The organism is Arthrobacter sp. efr-133-TYG-120, assembly GCF_030209785.1.
In the GTDB taxonomy this organism is placed as follows: Bacteria; Actinomycetota; Actinomycetes; order Actinomycetales; family Micrococcaceae; genus Arthrobacter.
In genome coordinates this window covers 16,046-33,715 of sequence record NZ_JARVRI010000042.1, presented here as the reverse complement: position 1 = coordinate 33,715, position 17,670 = coordinate 16,046, and the positions used below count along the sequence as shown (strand labels likewise).

Annotated in this window: 15 protein-coding genes and 1 tRNA gene; 4 read left to right on the top strand and 12 right to left on the bottom strand. The window is 62.8% G+C overall.

The features are described from left to right. Nucleotides 1-59: 59 nt before the first annotated feature. The gene (gene rpoB, locus QRN51_RS21505) at nt 60-3,566 is read right to left on the bottom strand and encodes a DNA-directed RNA polymerase subunit beta (RefSeq protein ID WP_059387358.1); all 3,507 of its coding nucleotides are present in this window, start codon (nt 3,564-3,566) and stop codon (nt 60-62) included. A 410-nt stretch (nt 3,567-3,976) separates the two neighbouring features. On the opposite strand from rpoB, the gene QRN51_RS21500 reads away from it, so the two are divergent. Together QRN51_RS21500 and QRN51_RS21495 are read left to right on the top strand one after the other, a co-directional pair. Then, on the top strand, nt 3,977-5,188 hold the full coding sequence (locus tag QRN51_RS21500; RefSeq protein WP_284991828.1) for an acetyl-CoA C-acetyltransferase: 1,212 nt from the start codon (nt 3,977-3,979) through the stop codon (nt 5,186-5,188). 51 nt (nt 5,189-5,239) lie between these two features. Next, on the top strand, nt 5,240-5,707 hold the full coding sequence (locus QRN51_RS21495; RefSeq protein ID WP_284991827.1) for an aminoacyl-tRNA deacylase: 468 nt from the start codon (nt 5,240-5,242) through the stop codon (nt 5,705-5,707). Between the two features lie 131 nt (nt 5,708-5,838). Here the strand turns inward: QRN51_RS21495 and rplL are convergent, their stop codons facing one another. The 9 genes from rplL to QRN51_RS21450 form a co-directional block, all read right to left on the bottom strand. Further along, the gene (gene rplL / locus QRN51_RS21490) at nt 5,839-6,216 is read right to left on the bottom strand and encodes a 50S ribosomal protein L7/L12 (RefSeq protein WP_059387353.1); all 378 of its coding nucleotides are present in this window, start codon (nt 6,214-6,216) and stop codon (nt 5,839-5,841) included. A gap of 75 nt (nt 6,217-6,291) precedes the next feature. Next, the gene (gene rplJ / locus QRN51_RS21485) at nt 6,292-6,897 is read right to left on the bottom strand and encodes a 50S ribosomal protein L10 (RefSeq protein ID WP_284991826.1); all 606 of its coding nucleotides are present in this window, start codon (nt 6,895-6,897) and stop codon (nt 6,292-6,294) included. 301 nt (nt 6,898-7,198) lie between these two features. Continuing rightward, complete coding sequence (locus QRN51_RS21480; protein ID WP_370872614.1) at nt 7,199-8,350, bottom strand: GNAT family N-acetyltransferase; 1,152 nt, start codon at nt 8,348-8,350, stop codon at nt 7,199-7,201. Then, entirely contained in the window at nt 8,329-9,405 is a 1,077-nt protein-coding gene (locus QRN51_RS21475) for a GNAT family N-acetyltransferase (protein ID WP_284991825.1), read from the bottom strand. The genes QRN51_RS21480 and QRN51_RS21475 overlap by 22 nt, the downstream gene beginning before the upstream one ends. Before the next feature lie 112 nt (nt 9,406-9,517). Next, nucleotides 9,518-10,225, bottom strand: a complete 708-nt coding sequence (rplA, locus tag QRN51_RS21470; RefSeq protein WP_028265118.1) for a 50S ribosomal protein L1 — start codon at nt 10,223-10,225, stop codon at nt 9,518-9,520. 174 nt (nt 10,226-10,399) lie between these two features. Then, the gene (rplK, locus tag QRN51_RS21465; protein WP_018773647.1) at nt 10,400-10,831 is read right to left on the bottom strand and encodes a 50S ribosomal protein L11; all 432 of its coding nucleotides are present in this window, start codon (nt 10,829-10,831) and stop codon (nt 10,400-10,402) included. Nucleotides 10,832-10,960: 129 nt separating this feature from the next. Continuing rightward, entirely contained in the window at nt 10,961-11,767 is an 807-nt protein-coding gene (gene nusG / locus QRN51_RS21460) for a transcription termination/antitermination protein NusG (protein WP_284991824.1), read from the bottom strand. 114 nt (nt 11,768-11,881) lie between these two features. Continuing rightward, nucleotides 11,882-12,163: a preprotein translocase subunit SecE gene (gene secE, locus QRN51_RS21455; protein WP_059387348.1), complete on the bottom strand. Its 282-nt coding sequence runs from the start codon at nt 12,161-12,163 to the stop codon at nt 11,882-11,884. 81 nt (nt 12,164-12,244) lie between these two features. Continuing rightward, nucleotides 12,245-12,317 (bottom strand) — tRNA-Trp (locus tag QRN51_RS21450). A 314-nt stretch (nt 12,318-12,631) separates the two neighbouring features. Between QRN51_RS21450 and QRN51_RS21445 the strand changes: the two genes are divergently transcribed. Then, nucleotides 12,632-13,861 carry a pyridoxal phosphate-dependent aminotransferase gene (locus tag QRN51_RS21445; protein ID WP_284991823.1) on the top strand — a complete coding sequence of 410 codons (1,230 nt, stop codon included), beginning with the start codon at nt 12,632-12,634 and terminating at the stop codon, nt 13,859-13,861. 179 nt (nt 13,862-14,040) lie between these two features. On the opposite strand, the gene QRN51_RS21440 is transcribed toward QRN51_RS21445, so the two are convergent. Further along, the gene (locus QRN51_RS21440; protein WP_059387347.1) at nt 14,041-14,712 is read right to left on the bottom strand and encodes a LuxR C-terminal-related transcriptional regulator; all 672 of its coding nucleotides are present in this window, start codon (nt 14,710-14,712) and stop codon (nt 14,041-14,043) included. Then, nucleotides 14,709-16,064 (bottom strand): ATP-binding protein, encoded by a 1,356-nt coding sequence (locus QRN51_RS21435; protein WP_284991822.1) that lies wholly within the window; start codon nt 16,062-16,064, stop codon nt 14,709-14,711. The genes QRN51_RS21440 and QRN51_RS21435 overlap by 4 nt, the downstream gene beginning before the upstream one ends. Nucleotides 16,065-16,188: 124 nt before the next feature. On the opposite strand from QRN51_RS21435, the gene QRN51_RS21430 reads away from it, so the two are divergent. Then, nucleotides 16,189-17,670, top strand: a complete 1,482-nt coding sequence (locus QRN51_RS21430) for a PspC domain-containing protein (protein ID WP_284991821.1) — start codon at nt 16,189-16,191, stop codon at nt 17,668-17,670.

The following is a 17,670-nucleotide window of genomic DNA, read 5'->3' as shown; positions in this document are numbered from 1 at the left end:
TTTACGGAAAGAGGCAGCAGCCTTGGCTGGCGGTCTGCACCGCCAGCCAGAGCGGCTGTTTAGACCTCTTCTACGGAGCTGGGCTCTGCGCGAGACAGATCGATGCCCAGTTCTTCCGCAGCCGTAAAGACTGCGTCATCAGAGTCACGCATTTCGATCGTCGTACCATCCGTGGAAAGGACTTCCACGTTCAGGCACAGCGACTGCATTTCCTTGATCAAGACCTTGAAGGATTCCGGAACGCCAGGCTCGGGGATGTTCTCGCCCTTGACGATGGCTTCGTAGACCTTCACGCGGCCGTGGATATCGTCCGACTTGATCGTCAGCAGTTCCTGGAGGGTGTAGGCAGCGCCGTATGCTTCGAGCGCCCACACTTCCATTTCACCGAAGCGCTGGCCACCGAACTGAGCCTTACCACCCAGCGGCTGCTGCGTGATCATGGAGTACGGGCCGGTGGAGCGTGCGTGGATCTTGTCGTCCACCAGGTGGTGGAGCTTCAGGATGTACATGTAGCCCACGGAGATCGGGTCCGGGAACGGCTCGCCGGAGCGGCCGTCGAACAGACGGGTTTTGCCGGAGGAGTCGATCAGGCGGTCGCCGTCGCGGGTCACGTTGGTGGAATCCAGCAGACCTGTGATTTCCTCTTCGCGTGCACCGTCGAACACCGGGGTGGCAACGGTCGTCTGGCCGGTTTCACGAGGCAGGTTCGGGAGGTTCTTGACCCACTCCGGCTCGCCTTCGATCTTCCAACCGGTCTTGGCAACCCATCCAAGGTGCGTTTCGAGCACCTGGCCGACGTTCATACGACCCGGAACACCCAGGGGGTTCAGGACGATGTCCACAGGGGTGCCGTCGGCAAGGAACGGCATGTCTTCGATCGGCAGGATCTTGGAGATGACGCCCTTGTTACCGTGGCGGCCGGCGAGCTTGTCGCCGTCGGTGATCTTGCGCTTGGCGGCAACGTAGACGCGGACCAGCTGGTTGACGCCCGGGGGCAGCTCGTCGTCGTTGTCGCGGTCGAAGACGCGCACGCCGATCACCGTGCCGGACTCACCGTGGGGAACCTTCAGGGAGGTGTCACGCACTTCGCGGGACTTCTCGCCGAAGATCGCGCGGAGGAGGCGCTCTTCCGGAGTCAGTTCGGTTTCACCCTTCGGGGTGACCTTTCCGACCAGGATGTCGCCGGCTTCAACCTCGGCACCGATGTGGATGATGCCGCGCTCGTCCAGTCCTGCGAGGACTTCCTCGGACACGTTGGGGATGTCACGGGTGATTTCCTCGGCACCAAGCTTGGTGTCGCGGGCATCGATCTCGTGCTCCTCGATGTGGATGGAGGAAAGGACGTCCTCAGCGACGATGCGCTGCGACAGGATGATGGCGTCCTCGAAGTTGTGGCCTTCCCAGGACATGAATGCCACGAGGAGGTTCTTGCCGAGGGCGAGCTCACCCTGGTCCGTTGCCGGGCCGTCAGCGATGATGCCGCCGACTTCGAGGCGCTGGCCTTCGTTGACCAGGACACGGTGGTTGTAGCAGTTGCCCTGGTTGGAACGGGCGAACTTGTTGATGCGGTAGCTGGTTTCCGTGCCGTCGTCGTTAAGCATGGTGACGAGGTCAGCGGAAACTTCGTTGACGACACCGGCCTTCTTCGCGATGACGACGTCACCGGCGTCGACGGCGGCAGCGCGCTCCATGCCGGTACCCACGAACGGAGCCTCGGAACGGACCAGCGGCACAGCCTGGCGCTGCATGTTGGCACCCATGAGTGCGCGGTTTGCATCGTCATGCTCGAGGAACGGAATCAGGGCGGTAGCTACGGACACCATCTGGCGCGGGGAAACGTCCATGAACTGAACTTCGCCGGCCGGAACCAGAACGGGCTCGCCTCCACCACCACGGGCACGGACAAGCACGGTCTCTTCCGCGAACTTCTTGTCGGCATCCAGCGGTGCGTTGGCCTGTGCAATCAGGACTTCGGCTTCGTCGTCGGCGGTGAGGTACTGGACCTCATCGGAAACGACGCCCTCGGACACCAGGCGGTACGGAGTCTCGATGAAACCGAACGGGTTGATGCGGCCGTAGGAAGCCAGCGAACCGATCAGGCCGATGTTCGGGCCTTCAGGAGTTTCAATGGGGCACATACGTCCGTAGTGGGACGGGTGAACGTCTCGGACTTCCATGCCTGCGCGGTCACGGGACAGACCACCCGGGCCAAGGGCCGACAGGCGGCGCTTGTGGGTCAGACCCGACAACGGGTTGTTCTGGTCCATGAACTGGGACAGCTGGGACGTTCCGAAGAACTCCTTGATGGCTGCCACAACAGGGCGGATGTTGATCAGGGTCTGCGGCGTGATCGCTTCGACGTCCTGCGTGGTCATGCGTTCGCGGACGACGCGCTCCATGCGGGACAGGCCGGTGCGGACCTGGTTTTCGATCAGTTCACCGACAGCGCGGATGCGACGGTTGCCGAAGTGGTCGATGTCATCGATCTCGACGCGGAGCTCGTGGTCTTCGCCATCGCGCTTGCCCATGAGGGTCTTCTCGCCGGCGTGGAGCGCGACGAGGAACTTGATCATGGCCACGATGTCTTCAACGTGCAGGACCGAAGCTTCCTTGTCGCCAAGGGAGCGGTCGATGCCGAGCTTGCGGTTGATCTTGTAACGGCCAACCTTGGCCAGATCGTAGCGCTTGGCGTTGAAGTACAGGTTGTCCAGCAGGGACTGGGCAGCCTCGACGGTGGGCGGCTCGCCCGGACGCAGCTTGCGGTAGATGTCCAGCAGGGCGTCTTCGCGGGTTTCGGTGGCGTCCTTCTCCAGCGTTGCGCGCATGGAGTCGTACTGGCCGAACTCTTCGAGGATCTGGCCTTCGGTCCAGCCGAGGGCCTTCAGCAGAACGGTGACCGACTGCTTGCGCTTGCGGTCGAGGCGTACGCCGACCTGGTCGCGCTTGTCGATTTCGAGTTCGAACCATGCACCGCGGGACGGGATGATCTTTGCAGTGAAGATGTCCTTGTCACTGGTCTTGTCTGCGGTGCGCTCAAAGTAGGCGCCCGGCGAACGGACCAGCTGGGAGACGACGACACGCTCGGTGCCGTTGACGACGAACGTTCCCTTCTCGGTCATGAGAGGGAAATCGCCCATGAACACGGTCTGCTGCTTGATTTCACCCGTGTTGTTGTTCATGAACTCGGCCTTGACATACAGCGGTGCCGAGTAAGTGGCGTCACGGTCTTTGCATTCGGCCATGGTGTACTTCGGATCAGCGAACTCCGGCTCGGAGAAGCTCAGGGACATGGTGCCCTGGAAGTCCTCGATGGGGGAGATCTCTTCGAAGATGTCGGCAAGTCCGGAGGTGGTGGCGACGCTCAGGTCGCCTTCCTCGACAGCCTTCGCTACCCGCGACTGCCAGCGTTCGTTTCCGACCAGCCAGTCAAAGCTGTCTGTCTGCAGTGCGAGCAGATTCGGAACGTCCAGCGGTTCGTGAATCTTTGCGAATGAGAGCCGGCGAGTTGCACCATCGGTGCTTGCCGTATTAGCGGTTTCGTTATTAGAGGTGCTCGAGGCGACCAAGAGGGATCCTTCCACAGACCTTCAGGCGTTTTCAGATCTCCCCCGCTTGCACCCTGCAGATTGAATCCGCAGTGTACCTTTCCGGTTCCGCTATATGACCCGGGACCCCGGCTGACCAAGACCATGCTCGTTCTTAACGGCACGTCGATGGCGCAGCTGAGAGGTAAAGCCCACCGCTATATGAAGGCTGAAGGTTAACAGGGAAGACGCAAATATCCACAATACGGCAAATCAACCCACCTGTCTACCCCACATCCCGCCTGAATGCAAGCACCGTTGCCGCAGGCACCTATGCGGCAACGGCCTCTTGCTGGCGCGGGCGGAATGTTGATCCAGGCTCCATTGTTGAATGGAGAGGTGATCTACGCCACGGTAACCTAGGCTCACCACCCTTGATCGGAAGAGAGAAAATGAGCACCCCCTCAGACACAACGGACAACAACAACGACGTTGTCATCCTTTCCGCCAGCCGTACCCCACAGGGACGGTTGAACGGGCAACTGGCCGGGCTCACCGCCGTCGAGCTCGGCGCTCACGCCATTTCAGGCGCCATTGCGGCGAGCGGGCTCACCGCGGACAAAGTGGACGCAGTGATCATGGGGCAGGTCCTGCAGGCAGGCGCCGGCCAGAATCCGGCCCGGCAAAGCGCCATCGCCGCCGGCATCGGCTGGAACATCCCCGCCGTCACCATCAACAAGGTCTGCCTCTCCGGACTGACCGCCGTGATCGACGCAGCGCGAATGATCCGCAGTGGCGATGCCGCCGTCGTGGTTGCCGGCGGCCAGGAATCGATGAGCCGCGCTCCGCACTTGCTGCCCGGTTCCCGGCAAGGCTGGAGCTACGGCGCCATCCAGGCCCTCGACGTCGCTGCCCACGACGGGCTCACCGACGCCTTTGATGGCCAGTCAATGGGCCTGTCCACCGAGATCAAGAACCTCTCGCTGGGCATCGACCGCCGGTCCCAGGATGAAGTGGCCGCCGCTTCGCACCAGCGTGCGGCCGCGGCCGCCGAGCAAGGAGTGTTCGACGGCGAGATCACCCCCATCAGCGTCAAGCAGCGCAAGGGAGAACCCTTGGTGCTGACAAGGGACGAAGGCGTCCGCCCGCAGACCACGCTCGAGACCCTGGCCCCCTTGAAGGGCGCCTTTGCCACCGACGGAACCATCACCGCAGGCAACTCCTCTCCCCTGTCCGACGGCGCCTCCGCACTCGTGCTCACGAGCCGCCGCTTCGCCGAGGAGAACGACCTTGACTACCTTGCCGTCGTCGGCAAGCCCGGCCAGGTGGCGGGACCCGACAACAGCCTGCATTCGCAGCCTTCCAATGCGATACGGCACGCGCTGGACCGTGCTGGGTGGACAACGTCCGACCTGGACTTCATCGAGATCAATGAAGCCTTCGGTTCGGTGGCGGTACAGTCCTTGAAGGACCTGGACTATCCCTTGGAGAAGTGCAATGTGCACGGCGGAGCAATCGCGATTGGACACCCGATCGGTGCCTCAGGAGCGCGGCTGGCCCTCCACGCGGCCCACGAGCTGAAGCGCCGCGGTAAGGGTAAGGCGGCGGTTGCGCTCTGTGGTGGCGGCGGCCAAGGTGAAGCACTGCTTCTCTACCGCGACTAGATATTCGGCGAGTTCGGCGGCGGAGTGGCCGTGAACGGAAATGGAGCATGAATGCGGGGCACTGAGCGATTCCTGGCTGACGCGGCCGCACGCGGACTCGACGTCCAACTCGTAGAGCGGGCGGCGGCTAGCAGCCTTGAGGAAGCTGCCCGCATCATGGGGGTCACACCGGCGGACATCGTGAAGTCCCTTGTGGTCAAACACCGGGACGGCTCGTTCCTGTTCGCGCTGGTTCCGGGTGACCGGCAGATCTCCTGGCCCAAGTTGCGCGCCCTCCTGGGCGTCAACAAGCTGTCCATGCCTTCGGCCGACATTGCCTTCGAGGCAACCGGTTATGAGCGCGGCACCATCACGCCGCTGGGAAGTTCGACGCCCTGGCCGGTCTATGCGGATGCCAGCATCGCGGGACGCAGGATCTCAATGGGCGCAGGCGAACACGGATTCAGCGCCTTCGTGAAGGCCGATTCCCTCACTGAGGCCTTGGGCGCGATCGTAGCCGACATCAGCGACCCCATCTGAGCAACGCGGGGTCACTTACGGCCCATCCGGCAGCACCTAATGGGCCGTAAGTGACCCCGCGTTGCTGTTAAATGCAGGAAAGCCCCGCCCGGACGAATCCGGACGGGGCTTCCTGAAAACGCGAACGCGAGTTACTTGACAGTAACCGTGGCGCCGGCAGCTTCGAGCTGCTCCTTGGCCTTCTCAGCGGCTTCCTTGGTGGCGCCTTCGAGAACAGCCTTCGGTGCACCGTCAACCAGGTCCTTGGCTTCCTTGAGGCCGAGGGAGGTGATGGCGCGAACTTCCTTGATCACTGCGATCTTCTTGTCACCGGCAGCTTCGAGGACGACATCGAATTCAGTCTTCTCTTCGGCCTCTTCAGCAGCAGCGCCACCGGCAGGGCCGGCGACTGCAACAGCAGCAGCGGTAACTTCGAAGGTCTCTTCGAAGAGCTTGACGAACTCGGAGAGCTCGATGATGGTCAGTTCCTTGAAAGCTTCAATGAGCTCTTCGTTGCTGAGCTTCGCCATGTTTGGCGTCCTTCCTATAGGTGGTGCTGCCACGGACGTTGTCCGTTACTGCACCGCAGTTTGAGTGGGGAGAACTTAGTTCTCTTCGGTTGCTGCTTCAGCGGCTTCAGCCGGAGCGGCAGCCTCTTCTGCAGCAGCCTCGGCGGGAGCCTCTTCGGCAGCCGGTGCTTCGTCAGCGGCCGGTGCTACAGCGCCGCCCTCTTCTTCAAGCTTGAGGCGCAGAGCGTCAATGATGCGTGCAGCCGCGGCAGCAGGTGCCTTGAGGATGCCTGCAACCTTGGCGAGCTGCAGCTCACGGGACTCGAGGGCTGCCAGTGCGGCAACCTCTGCTGCGTTCAGTGCCTTGCCTTCGAAGTAGCCGGTCTTGATGACAAGCTGCTTGTTGGCCTTGGCAAAGTCCGTCAGGCTCTTGGCGGCAGCAACCGCGTCACCCTTGATGAATGCGATCGCAGTGGGGCCGGCAAGCTGACCGTCGAATGCTTCGACACCAGCTTCCTTGGCTGCAATGGCGGTCAGGGTGTTCTTGACGACCGAGAACTTGGTGTCCAGGCCGAGAGAAACACGCAGCTGCTTGAGCTGTGCAACAGAGAGCCCGCGGTATTCGGTCAGGACAGCGGCGTTCGATTCCTTGAAATCGTTGGTGATCTCAGCTACTGCAGAGATCTTGCTAGGCGTTGCCATAACCCTCCTTCCGGGGAATAAAGCCGGTTTTCCGGGTCCCCGCTCAAAAGAGCTGCAACTAAAAAACGCCCCGCGCAGATGCACGGGGCTTGGCTCAACACGATCCAATGATCATGGAGATTTGCTTCGTTCACCTGCGCCGGCCGCCCTTTGTCAGGGTCCTTCGTCTAGGAAACCACTTGGTTCTTCCGCACGCAGCTACAGAGTTGAGCTGTGCCCGGAGGAGTGGATTCCCATCAACCGACGGTCTTTGGTAGTTCAAGCTTACGGGACGGGCAAGTGCATCGCCAAATCGCGCCGCCTACTCGGAGGAGGTGACCCTCGGCCCCATGTTCGGCAGTTCCTTCTGCCACAACCCCGTGACCCCGGCCGTGGTGAATCCCAGTTGCTTGTTCACCGTCAGCAAGTACCGGTTTTCCGGCGCATTCCAGGTGTAGATCACGCGGGCGTCGGGAAACTGTTCGCTCAGGCGCTGCATGTTGGCGACCTTGATGAGGAGCCCGAGCTTGTTCCCGCGGTGCTCCTGCAGGACGATCGTGTCGTCTTGGAAGACGACATCCTGGCGTTGCGCCAGGACCCCGATCGTGGTGAGTCCGACGATCCGCCCGCTGGCGACGTGTTCGACGGCGGTGACCACCGTTCGGCGTCCCTGCGCGACGGCGGCGTCCTCCGCCTGCCGCAACACACCGGCGTCGAACACTAATTGCTGCTGTTCGGCTTCCGGGGCCTCGTTGCCTTCCGACACCACCTCGCCGGCTGCGTTCTCCAGGGCGGCCACAGCTTCGAGCCACTGTTGGGGGCACCGATCGGTCCAGTGGTGGACCTGGTAACGGCCGGCGTTCGCGTCCTCGGCTTCGGCCTCAAGCTCGGCTACGAGCTTTGAATCCAGCGGGAGCGCGCAGGAACTGAACTGTTCGATGTGCTGCAGGGTGTAACCGGTACGCCGGGCAAAATCGACCTCGCGGCTGGCCAAGGGAACGAAGCCCAGGCCGCTGCCAGGCACGAGTTGCCCTTCGGCACCGCCCCGGAGGGACTCGGCAGGATGGTTCGTGTCCACCATGATCATGGTCCGGCCCTCGCTTCTGGCGAAGTGCTCGGCAGCTTCCAGGAGCTGCCGCCCGACGCCCCTGCGCTGGAATTCGGGAAGGATGTCGAGGGTGAACTCGGCCAGGTCCATGTTGTCGGCAAGGGGAAGCGCGATGTCTACCGTACCGACAATGCGGCCGTCGACGCGGGCCACGAGAATGACCTGGCGTTCGTAAGGGTCGCCGAGTTCGAGCAGTTTTTCCAACGGCGTGTAGGCAAGATCGTCCGTGCCCCAGATCTGCATGCGGACCCTGCGGCTGACTTCGACGGCGGCCAGGAAATCCTTTGCGTCATCGGCGTCAAGGGAATCCGGGATCCAGAGTTGGCCGATCTCCACCGTGCTCGTCATTTGATCCTCTTTTGCCATTCGCCGTCGTATCCGGCCGGTTTGAAGCCGAGCTGTACGTTGATGGACAGCATATGTTCGTTTTCCTCGGCATTAAAAGTCATGACGCGCCCCACGGACGGATATTCCGTCTGCAGCCTGCGCAGATTGGCCAGTTTGACGAGCATTCCCAGCCCATGGCCCCGATGCGGCGGTGCCACCAAAGTATCGTCCTGCTCGGCCACACCGGGCTTCGCGGGATCAAGGTAGATCACGGTGTACGCAACGAGCTCCCCCATCCTCCGGTCTTGTGCGGCGGCCACGAGGGCAGTCTGACCCTCGGCAAGCATGGTGTCTTCGAGTTGCCTGACGCGGGCAGCGTCCCAGTCCTCTGCCTCGATCTCAAGGCCTCCCGCCGGAGTATCCGTGCTCATCCGGCCCATCAGCCCGGCCATGCGGTCCACGTATTCGGCGGGGCAACGGTTCGTCCAGGCAAGGACCCCGTAATCGGCGTCTGCTTTGGAGTGCGCCGCAAACTCCAGCCTTGCCCATTCCGCGTTGTGGTCCATGTCCAACGTGCTGAATCTGCTGGCCTGTTCCAAGGTGTAACCGTTCTTGAGGCAGAAGGCTGCTCCCGGAGCAACGTCGGATACTCCCCCGGGTACTCCCTCTGCTCCTGCGAGGCCGATGGGGTGTTCGGTGTGCGCCTGCAGGACGTGCCTCCCCTGGGCCTTCGCGATGCCTTCTACGGTGCGAAGCAACGCGGTTCCGATTCCGTACCGGCGGTACGCCTCCAGCACATCTACCTCGAGCCACGCGGTTTGGATGTTGTCCTTGAGCGGAACTTCGCAGGACGCGTGGCCAATGATCCTTCCGTCCACCCGGGCGAAGAAGTGCCTCGATACCGCGTATGGGGTATCGCGCCATCCGGCGAGCCGGGCCTGGGCCGAGGACGCCCGTTCCAGGTTTCCCCAGGTTTCCAGCACCATGGCGTCCATCACGGATGAGAGCTCCCGAAAAACCTTGCCGTCCGGACCATCCAGGGACTCCGGCAGATGGAGCTCGTGGATGCTGAAATCCGGAACCTGGCCTGTCATGCCCTCAGCCTAATCAGCGGTCGCCGGCCGCGATAGGTGACGGTTCGCCTACAACGAAAGGACCGCCCGGCTAATGCCGGACGGTCCTTTCAGAGTCGATGCTCCCGGCGGCTTACGCCTCGGTGAGAACCTTGGTGACGTTCGGGTCAACGGAGATGCCCGGACCGAACGTGGTGGCGACCGTAGCCTTCTGGATGTAGCGGCCCTTGGAAGCGGACGGCTTCAGGCGAAGCACCTCTTCCAGAGCGGCTGCGTAGTTCTCGGCCAGCTTCAGTTCGTCGAAGGAAACCTTGCCGATGATGAAGTGCAGGTTCGAGTGCTTGTCGACGCGGAAGTCGATCTTGCCGCCCTTGATGTCGTTGACAGCCTTGGTGACGTCAGCGGTCACGGTACCGGTCTTCGGGTTCGGCATGAGGTTACGCGGGCCGAGGACCTTACCGAGACGGCCAACCTTGCCCATGAGGTCAGGGGTTGCCACTGCGGCGTCGAAGTCGGTCCAGCCGGCTGCGATCTTTTCGATCAGGTCATCGGAACCAACGAAGTCGGCGCCTGCAGCGATTGCTGCTTCAGCCTTGTCGCCCGTTGCGAACACCAAGACGCGGGCAGTCTTACCCGTGCCGTGCGGCAGGTTGACGGTACCGCGGACCATCTGGTCGGCCTTACGCGGGTCAACGCCCAAACGGAAAGCGACCTCAACGGTGGCGTCGAACTTGGACGGGTTGGTGTCCTTGGCGAGCTTGATGGCCTCGAACGGGGCGTAGAACTTGTCTGCCTCGATCTTGGCTGCGGCTGCCTCATATGCTTTGCTGCGCTTTGCCATGCTGCTTATTCTCCTTGTGCAGTTGTGGTCTGCGGACCGCGCTGGGCCCTGCCACAGTTGGACATCCGGCGTGGATCTCCAACATTCTCAATATTTCAATGGTGCCGGTTTCCCGGCGGTGCTACCCGGCGTCGTCAGTTTCCCAAAACAGACGCCATGAAGCGGTGAGGGGAATTAACCCTCGACGGTGATGCCCATGGAGCGTGCGGTGCCGGCGATGATCTTGGCAGCGCCCTCAAGGCTGGTGGCGTTGAGGTCTTCCATCTTGGTGGTGGCGATCTCGTTAACCTGTGCCTGGGTCAGCTTGGCAACCTTGACGGTGTGCGGCGTGGCCGAACCCTTTGCAACGCCTGCAGCCTTCTTGATGAGCTCTGCAGCCGGCGGGGTCTTGGTGATGAAGGTGAACGAGCGGTCTTCGTAGACCGTGATTTCAACCGGGATAACGTTTCCGCGCTGGGCTTCTGTTGCAGCGTTGTACGCCTTGCAGAATTCCATGATGTTGACACCGTGCTGGCCAAGCGCAGGACCGATCGGCGGGGCCGGGTTGGCGGCACCTGCCTGGATCTGCAGCTTGATGAGGCCGGTGACCTTCTTCTTGGGAGCCAATGTAGGTCCTTCTCTCAATAACTTCCTAGGACACAGGAGCGTGCCTCAGGTTTGTGGCCGCCATGGCAAGGCGACCGACCGCTCCGTGGCTGCTAAGCGGGCAACCGCGGGGCGAAATTCTTGGATCAACTAGATCTTGGTGACCTGGTTGAATGCGAGCGTAACCGGGGTTTCGCGCTCGAAGATCGACACCAGCACCACAAGCGTCTGGGAATCCATCTTGATCTCGGAGATCGTGGCGGGAAGGGTCTCGAACGGACCTTCCTTGACGATGACGGACTCTCCGACCTCGAAGTCGATGTCGACGGGCGTCTGGTGCTGCTTGTTGACCGGCTTGCCCTTCTCGGCCTGCTGCTCTTCGAAGACCGGGGCCAGCATGGAGAAGACCTCATCGAGGCGAAGCGGGACCGGGTTGTGTGCGTTGCCCACGAAGCCCGTGACACCCGGGGTATGGCGGACGGCGCCCCAGGATGCGTCGGTCAGGTCCATACGGACGAGGACGTAGCCCGGAATGCGAACGCGGTTGATGATCTTGCGCTGGGCGTTCTTGATCTCAACGACTTCCTCCATGGGCACCTGGATCTCGAAGATGTAATCTTCCATGTCCAAGGTCTGGATGCGGGTCTCAAGGTTGGCCTTGACGCGGTTTTCGTAGCCTGCGTAGGAGTGGATGACGTACCAGTCGCCCTCCTGGCGGCGAAGCTTGGCCTTGAACTCCTCGGCGGGGTCGGCGGGCGCTACGGCTGCAGCGGCGGCCAGGGCGTCGGCGCCGGACTCGTCGTCGGACTCATCCTGGTCGGCGTCGTCGACGTCGGCAGTTTCGGGCGCAGCAGAATCGACCTCGGATCCTTCCACGGCGTCAGCCGTGGCGTGGGCCGTGCTTTCAGCGGGCCCATCCAGCTCAGTCTCAGTTACCTCGAGCTCCTGCTCAGACACTTGGTCTCCTGCTTCCTCATTGCCTAACATGCCTATTTAAATGGCTCAATTCCGCAAACCCTGTGAAATCCCTTGATTTTCCGGGGATTTCACGCGGTTTGCGGAGCGATCCGCTTAGTGGTTCGTGGTGCCGGTAGCGCCGAAAACCCATTTGATTCCCGTACCGAAAGCCAAGTCCAGGATGGTGACGACCAACATCATGATGGCCACGAACACCAGCACCACGACTGTGTAATTGACCAGTTCCTTGCGGGTGGGGGCAACTACCTTTTTGAGCTCGCCAATTACCTGGCGGACAAAAAGAGCAATTCGAGCGAAGAGTCCGGAATCGGACTTCTTGGCAGGGCGGCCCTTCGAGCTGCTCGCAGCTGTTTCGGTCACCTGATCCTCACTCATCTATGCAAACGTCGTTGACCCGACTCTGATCAGAGTCATGGTTGCTGCGCTTGTTCCGAGCGAAACCCGGAACAGCTTGCGCAGGGCAGACAGGACTCGAACCTGCAACCTGCGGTTTTGGAGACCGCTGCGCTACCAATTGCGCCACTACCCTATGGAACGAATCCATATTTGGCCGCACTCCATCATTGCCAAGGAATCCCCAAGAACACGGGATTCCGGGCCAATCTGGGGCGCGAACCATTGTGATGTTTTTCAACACCGGTGAACCAGTCTACGCAACAACGTCGCGATAGTCGAACCGGGCCATTTCCGGAGCGTTCAGCCTCGTGTGATCAGCGCTCGTTTGATCAGCATGCACTGTCACTTTCGAGACGTTAGCCCGATAGCTCCGCAGAACAGCATAAAGTAGATTCCGTCGAATCCCACCATCCAGCTCATGAGCTGCCCGCGAAGAACGGTGCTTTAATGTCTGCCGGAATACCTGCCGCCCGCATTTCACAGCGAATTTCCGCCATCGCCGAGTCCGCCACCCTTGCCGTTGACGCCAAGGCCAAGGCGCTCAAGGCAGCGGGTCGCCCCGTGATCGGCTTTGGCGCCGGGGAGCCCGACTTCCCGACCCCCGACTACATCGTCAAGGCCGCCGTCGAGGCCGCCTCGCAGCCGAAGTACCACCGCTACTCCCCCGCTGCCGGCTTGCCGGAGCTGAAGCAGGCCATCGCGGACAAGACCTTCCGCGACTCGGGCTACAAAGTCGATGCTTCCCAGGTGATGGTTACCAATGGCGGTAAGCAGGCTGTCTACAACACCTTCGCCACCCTGGTTGATCCGGGCGACGAAGTCATCATCCCCACGCCTTTCTGGACCACCTACCCGGAGGCAATCCGCTTGGCCGGAGGCGTTCCCGTCGAGGTCTTCGCCGGACCCGAGCAGGGTTACCTGGTCACCGTGGAGCAGCTCGAAGCCGCGGTCACCGACAAGACGAAGATCCTGCTTTTCGTTTCCCCGTCCAACCCGACCGGCGCCGTCTACAGCGCCGAACAAGTGGCCGAAATCGGAAAATGGGCCGCGGCCAAGGGCCTCTGGGTTGTCACCGACGAGATCTACGAACACCTGACTTACGACGGCGTCCCCTTCACCTCTATCGCCACTGCCGCTCCCGAACTCGGCGACAAGGTGGTCATCCTCAACGGTGTCGCCAAGACCTATGCCATGACCGGATGGCGTGTCGGATGGATGATCGGCCCGGCCGACGTCATCAAGGCCGCCACCAACCTCCAGTCGCACGCGACGTCGAACGTTTCGAACATCATGCAGATCGCAGCCCTCGCTGCGGTGTCCGGTCCGCTGACCGCCGTCGACGAAATGAAGGTCGCCTTCGACCGCCGCCGCAAGGCGATCGTTGCCGGACTGAACGCGATCGACGGTGTGGAATGCCCGACGCCGACCGGCGCCTTCTACGTGTACGCCGACGTCCGCGGGCTGCTGGGCAAGGAATTCCCGACCTCGAACGGTCCCGTCCGTCCGTCAACGTCCGCTGAGCTTGCCTCACTGATCCTCGACGAGGTTGAGGTCGCGATTGTTCCGGGCGAGGCCTTTGGCCCCTCCGGTTTCGTGCGCCTCTCGTACGCCTTGGGCGACGACGACCTCGCCGAAGGCGTTCGACGCCTCCAGGAATTCCTCGGCCAGGCCAAGTAGCCTTTCCCCCGCGCAAACGCCCGCTCACCTTGGGATAGAGGTGAGCGGGCGTTTGGGTTTAACCCGCCATAGGTGAGCGGGCGTTTGGGTTTAAGCCCCCATAGGTGAGCGGGCGTTTGGGTTTAAACCGCCATAGGTGAGCGGGCGTTTGGGTTTAAGCCCCCATAGGTGAGCGGGCGTCAGAGGAGGCGGCGTTCGGCGGCCCACTTGGTCAGTTCGTGGCGGCTGGAGAGCTGGAGTTTGCGGAGTACCGCAGAGACATGGGTTTCCACGGTCTTGATGGAAATGAACAGCTCCTTGGCCACCTCCTTGTAGCTGTAACCCCGGGCGATGAGACGCATGACTTCCAGTTCCCTCGCGGAAAGACGGTCGAGTTCGTCGTCGGCGATCTCGGCCGGGGAAGTTCCAAACGCGTCCAGGACAAAACCCGCCAGCCTCGGCGAGAAGACCGCGTCACCGTCGGCCACGCGGACCACGGCGTCGGAGATCTCCGGGCCGGAAATGGTCTTGGTGACGTAGCCGCGTGCCCCGGCCCGAATGACGGCCACGACGTCCTCGGCGGCATCCGAGACGCTCAAGGCCAGGAAGCTCGTGCTCCCGCGCAACGCCGAGGATGCACTGATGACCTCCCGGCCGCCACCGCCAAGGCCGCCGGGCAAGTGGACGTCAAGAAGCACCACCTCCGGCTGAACCTCGGCAATCACGGCGATGGCTTGTTCCACTGTTCCGGCCTCGCCCACGACGTCGATCCGCGAATCGAGGTCGGCCTTCAGCCCGGACCGGAAAATGGCGTGATCGTCCACGATCACCACGCGAACCTTCCGCGTTACTTGCTCTGATAGGGCGTTCATACTTTGGCTTCTCCGTTTCGGTTCTCTGCTTTGTCGGCGTTCTCGACGGGCAGTTTCAGGCGTACTTCGGTGCCCTCGGAACTACTGCTGATGACCGCAGTGCCGCCGTGGCGTTTCATCCGTCCGACGATTGACTCCTTGACACCGAGCCGGTCTTCCGGGACGGCATCCGGGTCAAAGCCGGGTCCGCGGTCCCTGACGAAAACCTCGCTGCCGGTGTCGGAAGTCTCGAGATAGACGGACACGGCTCCGCCGCCATGCCGGGCAGCATTGTGCATGGCCTCCCGGGCCGCCAGGACGAGGGCTTCGTGCCTGTCCGTCATGGCGGTGTCTCCGACGCTGACGACGTCGACCGGATGTCCGTGGGCGTCCTCCACTTCGGCTGCGGCTGCGGCAATCCGCTCCGCGAGGAGCCCCGAATCCTTGGCGGCGTCCCGGTACAGCCAGGTGCGCAGTTCACGCTCCTGGGCACGGGCGAGGCGGACCACGTCCTGTTCCGAACCGGCACGGCGTTGGATCAAGGCGAGCGTCTGCAGTACCGAGTCGTGCAAGTGGGCGGCAATCTCGGCCCGCTCGGTCTCGCGAACCCGCGCTGCCCGCTCAGTTTCAAGGTCCTTCCAGAACTTCAAGCCCCACGGCAGCAGCACCAAGGCCACGCCGCCCAGCACCGCGATGGAAGCCAGCAGCGCGAGCCAGGTCTGCTCCCACGAGCCGGAACCGGACACCATGACCAACACCCCGGCAACCACCAGGGCCAGGCCCGCAGCAAGGCGGACCCAGCCACCGGCTTGGTCCGCCTTCGTCTTGTCCACCAGCCCGGCCCGGCGCGTCTCGTCCAACTGCATCCACGCGATCGCCGCCCCACCGAGTATGGCCGCCGCCGGGATCAGCGTGCCGAGGGGGACCTCGACGCCGAACTGCCGGGCGATCAGGATGGCGGCCACCAGGAGCAGGCCGGCCCCGAGGAGGATCTCTTTCCCATACTGGATCCGCCGAATCCTGAACCAGGAGGCGACGACGGGAGCCGGGGTGGACAGCGGCACCGGCTGCGCGCCGTCGGGCGCTGCAACGTCGGGAGGAATGCTCACCGAAGGAGGCAGGCTCACCGCGGGAGCAATGGGCGACGCCGGCCGGCGGCTGTTTCGGCGGGCGCTTTCGTCAGCGGTGGGCACCATGACCCAGAGCCAGGCGTAGAAAGCCAGGCCCGCGCCGCCGGCGAACGAGGCAAGGACCATGGCGAGCCGGATGTACTTCACGGGCCAGCCAAGATGGTCCGCCAGGCCGCTGCACACGCCGGCAATGATCCGTTCGCTGCTCCGGACCAGCGGCGGGCGTTGCGTGGCGGTTGTCATGAATCCATCCAAACACGTATCAGGGTCTTCGGCGCTCGAAGCAGGGCATCTCAGGGGGCCACTCAGGGAACGTTCAGGGTATCCCCCAATAGAGGGAGACGTCGCCGGACGGCAAGATCGAAGTATGAACGCGAACAGCATGAATCCAGAGGGCCCCGGACAAGCTGCGGAGCCCGGACAACCTGCAGAATCCATCCAGCCGGCCGCGACGGGCGTGCCCGAAGAACCGGCCCAGCCGGACGCCGGCAACACCAGCGGCGCGGCACCGAATCACGCCGTGCCAGCTCCCCCGCAGAACTTCTTCAACTGGATCCGAAGCCAAGGCATCAGCCGTGGCCGGGACCGGTGGATGGGCGGCGTGGCCAGCGGCATCGCCCACCGCTTCGGCATCGATCCTTTGATCGTCCGCGGCATCTTTATCATCCTCACCCTCTTCGCCGGCATAGGCATCCTGCTCTATGGCATCGCCTGGGCGCTCCTGCCCGAACCCGATGGCCGCATCCATGCACAGGAGGCCGGGGCGGGCCGCTGGTCCGCAGGCATGACCGGAGCCCTCATCACAACCATCATCGGATTGCCAAGCCTCGGCCGCGGTTTCTGGGGATGGGGCTGGAATGGGGTTCCCGGACTCCTGTGGACGCTGTTCTGGGTAGGCGGCATCATCTACCTGGTCTATTTCCTGGTCCAGCGCAGCAAAGCCCGCAACGGAAGGCAGACAATGGGCACACACAACTACGCGGCCGCTCCAGGTTCCTTTGGCGGCGCGGAGACACACGCCTCGGCAGGCTACCCGGCCGGCCCTTACAGCGCGGGTCCTTACAGCGCCGGGACTTACGGAACCGGGACTTACGGAACCGGCGGAACCGGTAATTACGGAACCGGGGGGCCGGGAACCCCCTCGGGCCCCGTCAATCCCGCAGGGCCCTACCCACCGGCCGGCGTTCCCAACCGCCCCGAACGCCCCGAGCGTCCAAGGCGGCAGGGGCCGGGCGCGGCCATCGTAGCGGTCTCAGCGGGGGCTGCCCTGCTGGCCGGCGGAACACTCAAGCTGCTCGACGCCGGCAACGTCATCCATCTGGGCGATGCCGCCAACGCGGTGGTCTGGGCCACAGGCGCCGGAGTCCTCGGCCTCGGGATCCTTGTTGCGGGGCTTCGTGGCCGCACGTCGGGACTACTCGGCTTTCTGGCCATAGCCACGCTGGTGATCGGCGGCATCTTCAATATCGCGCCCAACGCGGACCACTTCCGTCTCCAGAATGCCCAATGGAATCCTGTGAGCATCGACGATGCCCGCAAAGGCTTCGACATCACCGGGGTCAACGGGACCGTCGACCTGACCAAGCTGAACCTGAGCGCGCCGCTGAGCTCCGACGTCGTTGTTCCGATGGACGTCACCGCCAGCAATATCAAACTCGTCATCCCGGCGACCGTGCCGGTGGAGGTCCAGGCGGACATGACCTTCGCGAACCTCAAGCAAGACGGTAGCGCCGTCACCCAAAGCAATGGCGGTACCCGGGACAGCTTCAACACGGACAAACCCGGCGCCAAGCTTGTCGTCAGGCTCAACGGCACTTTGAGCAACGTCACCGTCCAGGAAGGAAACTGA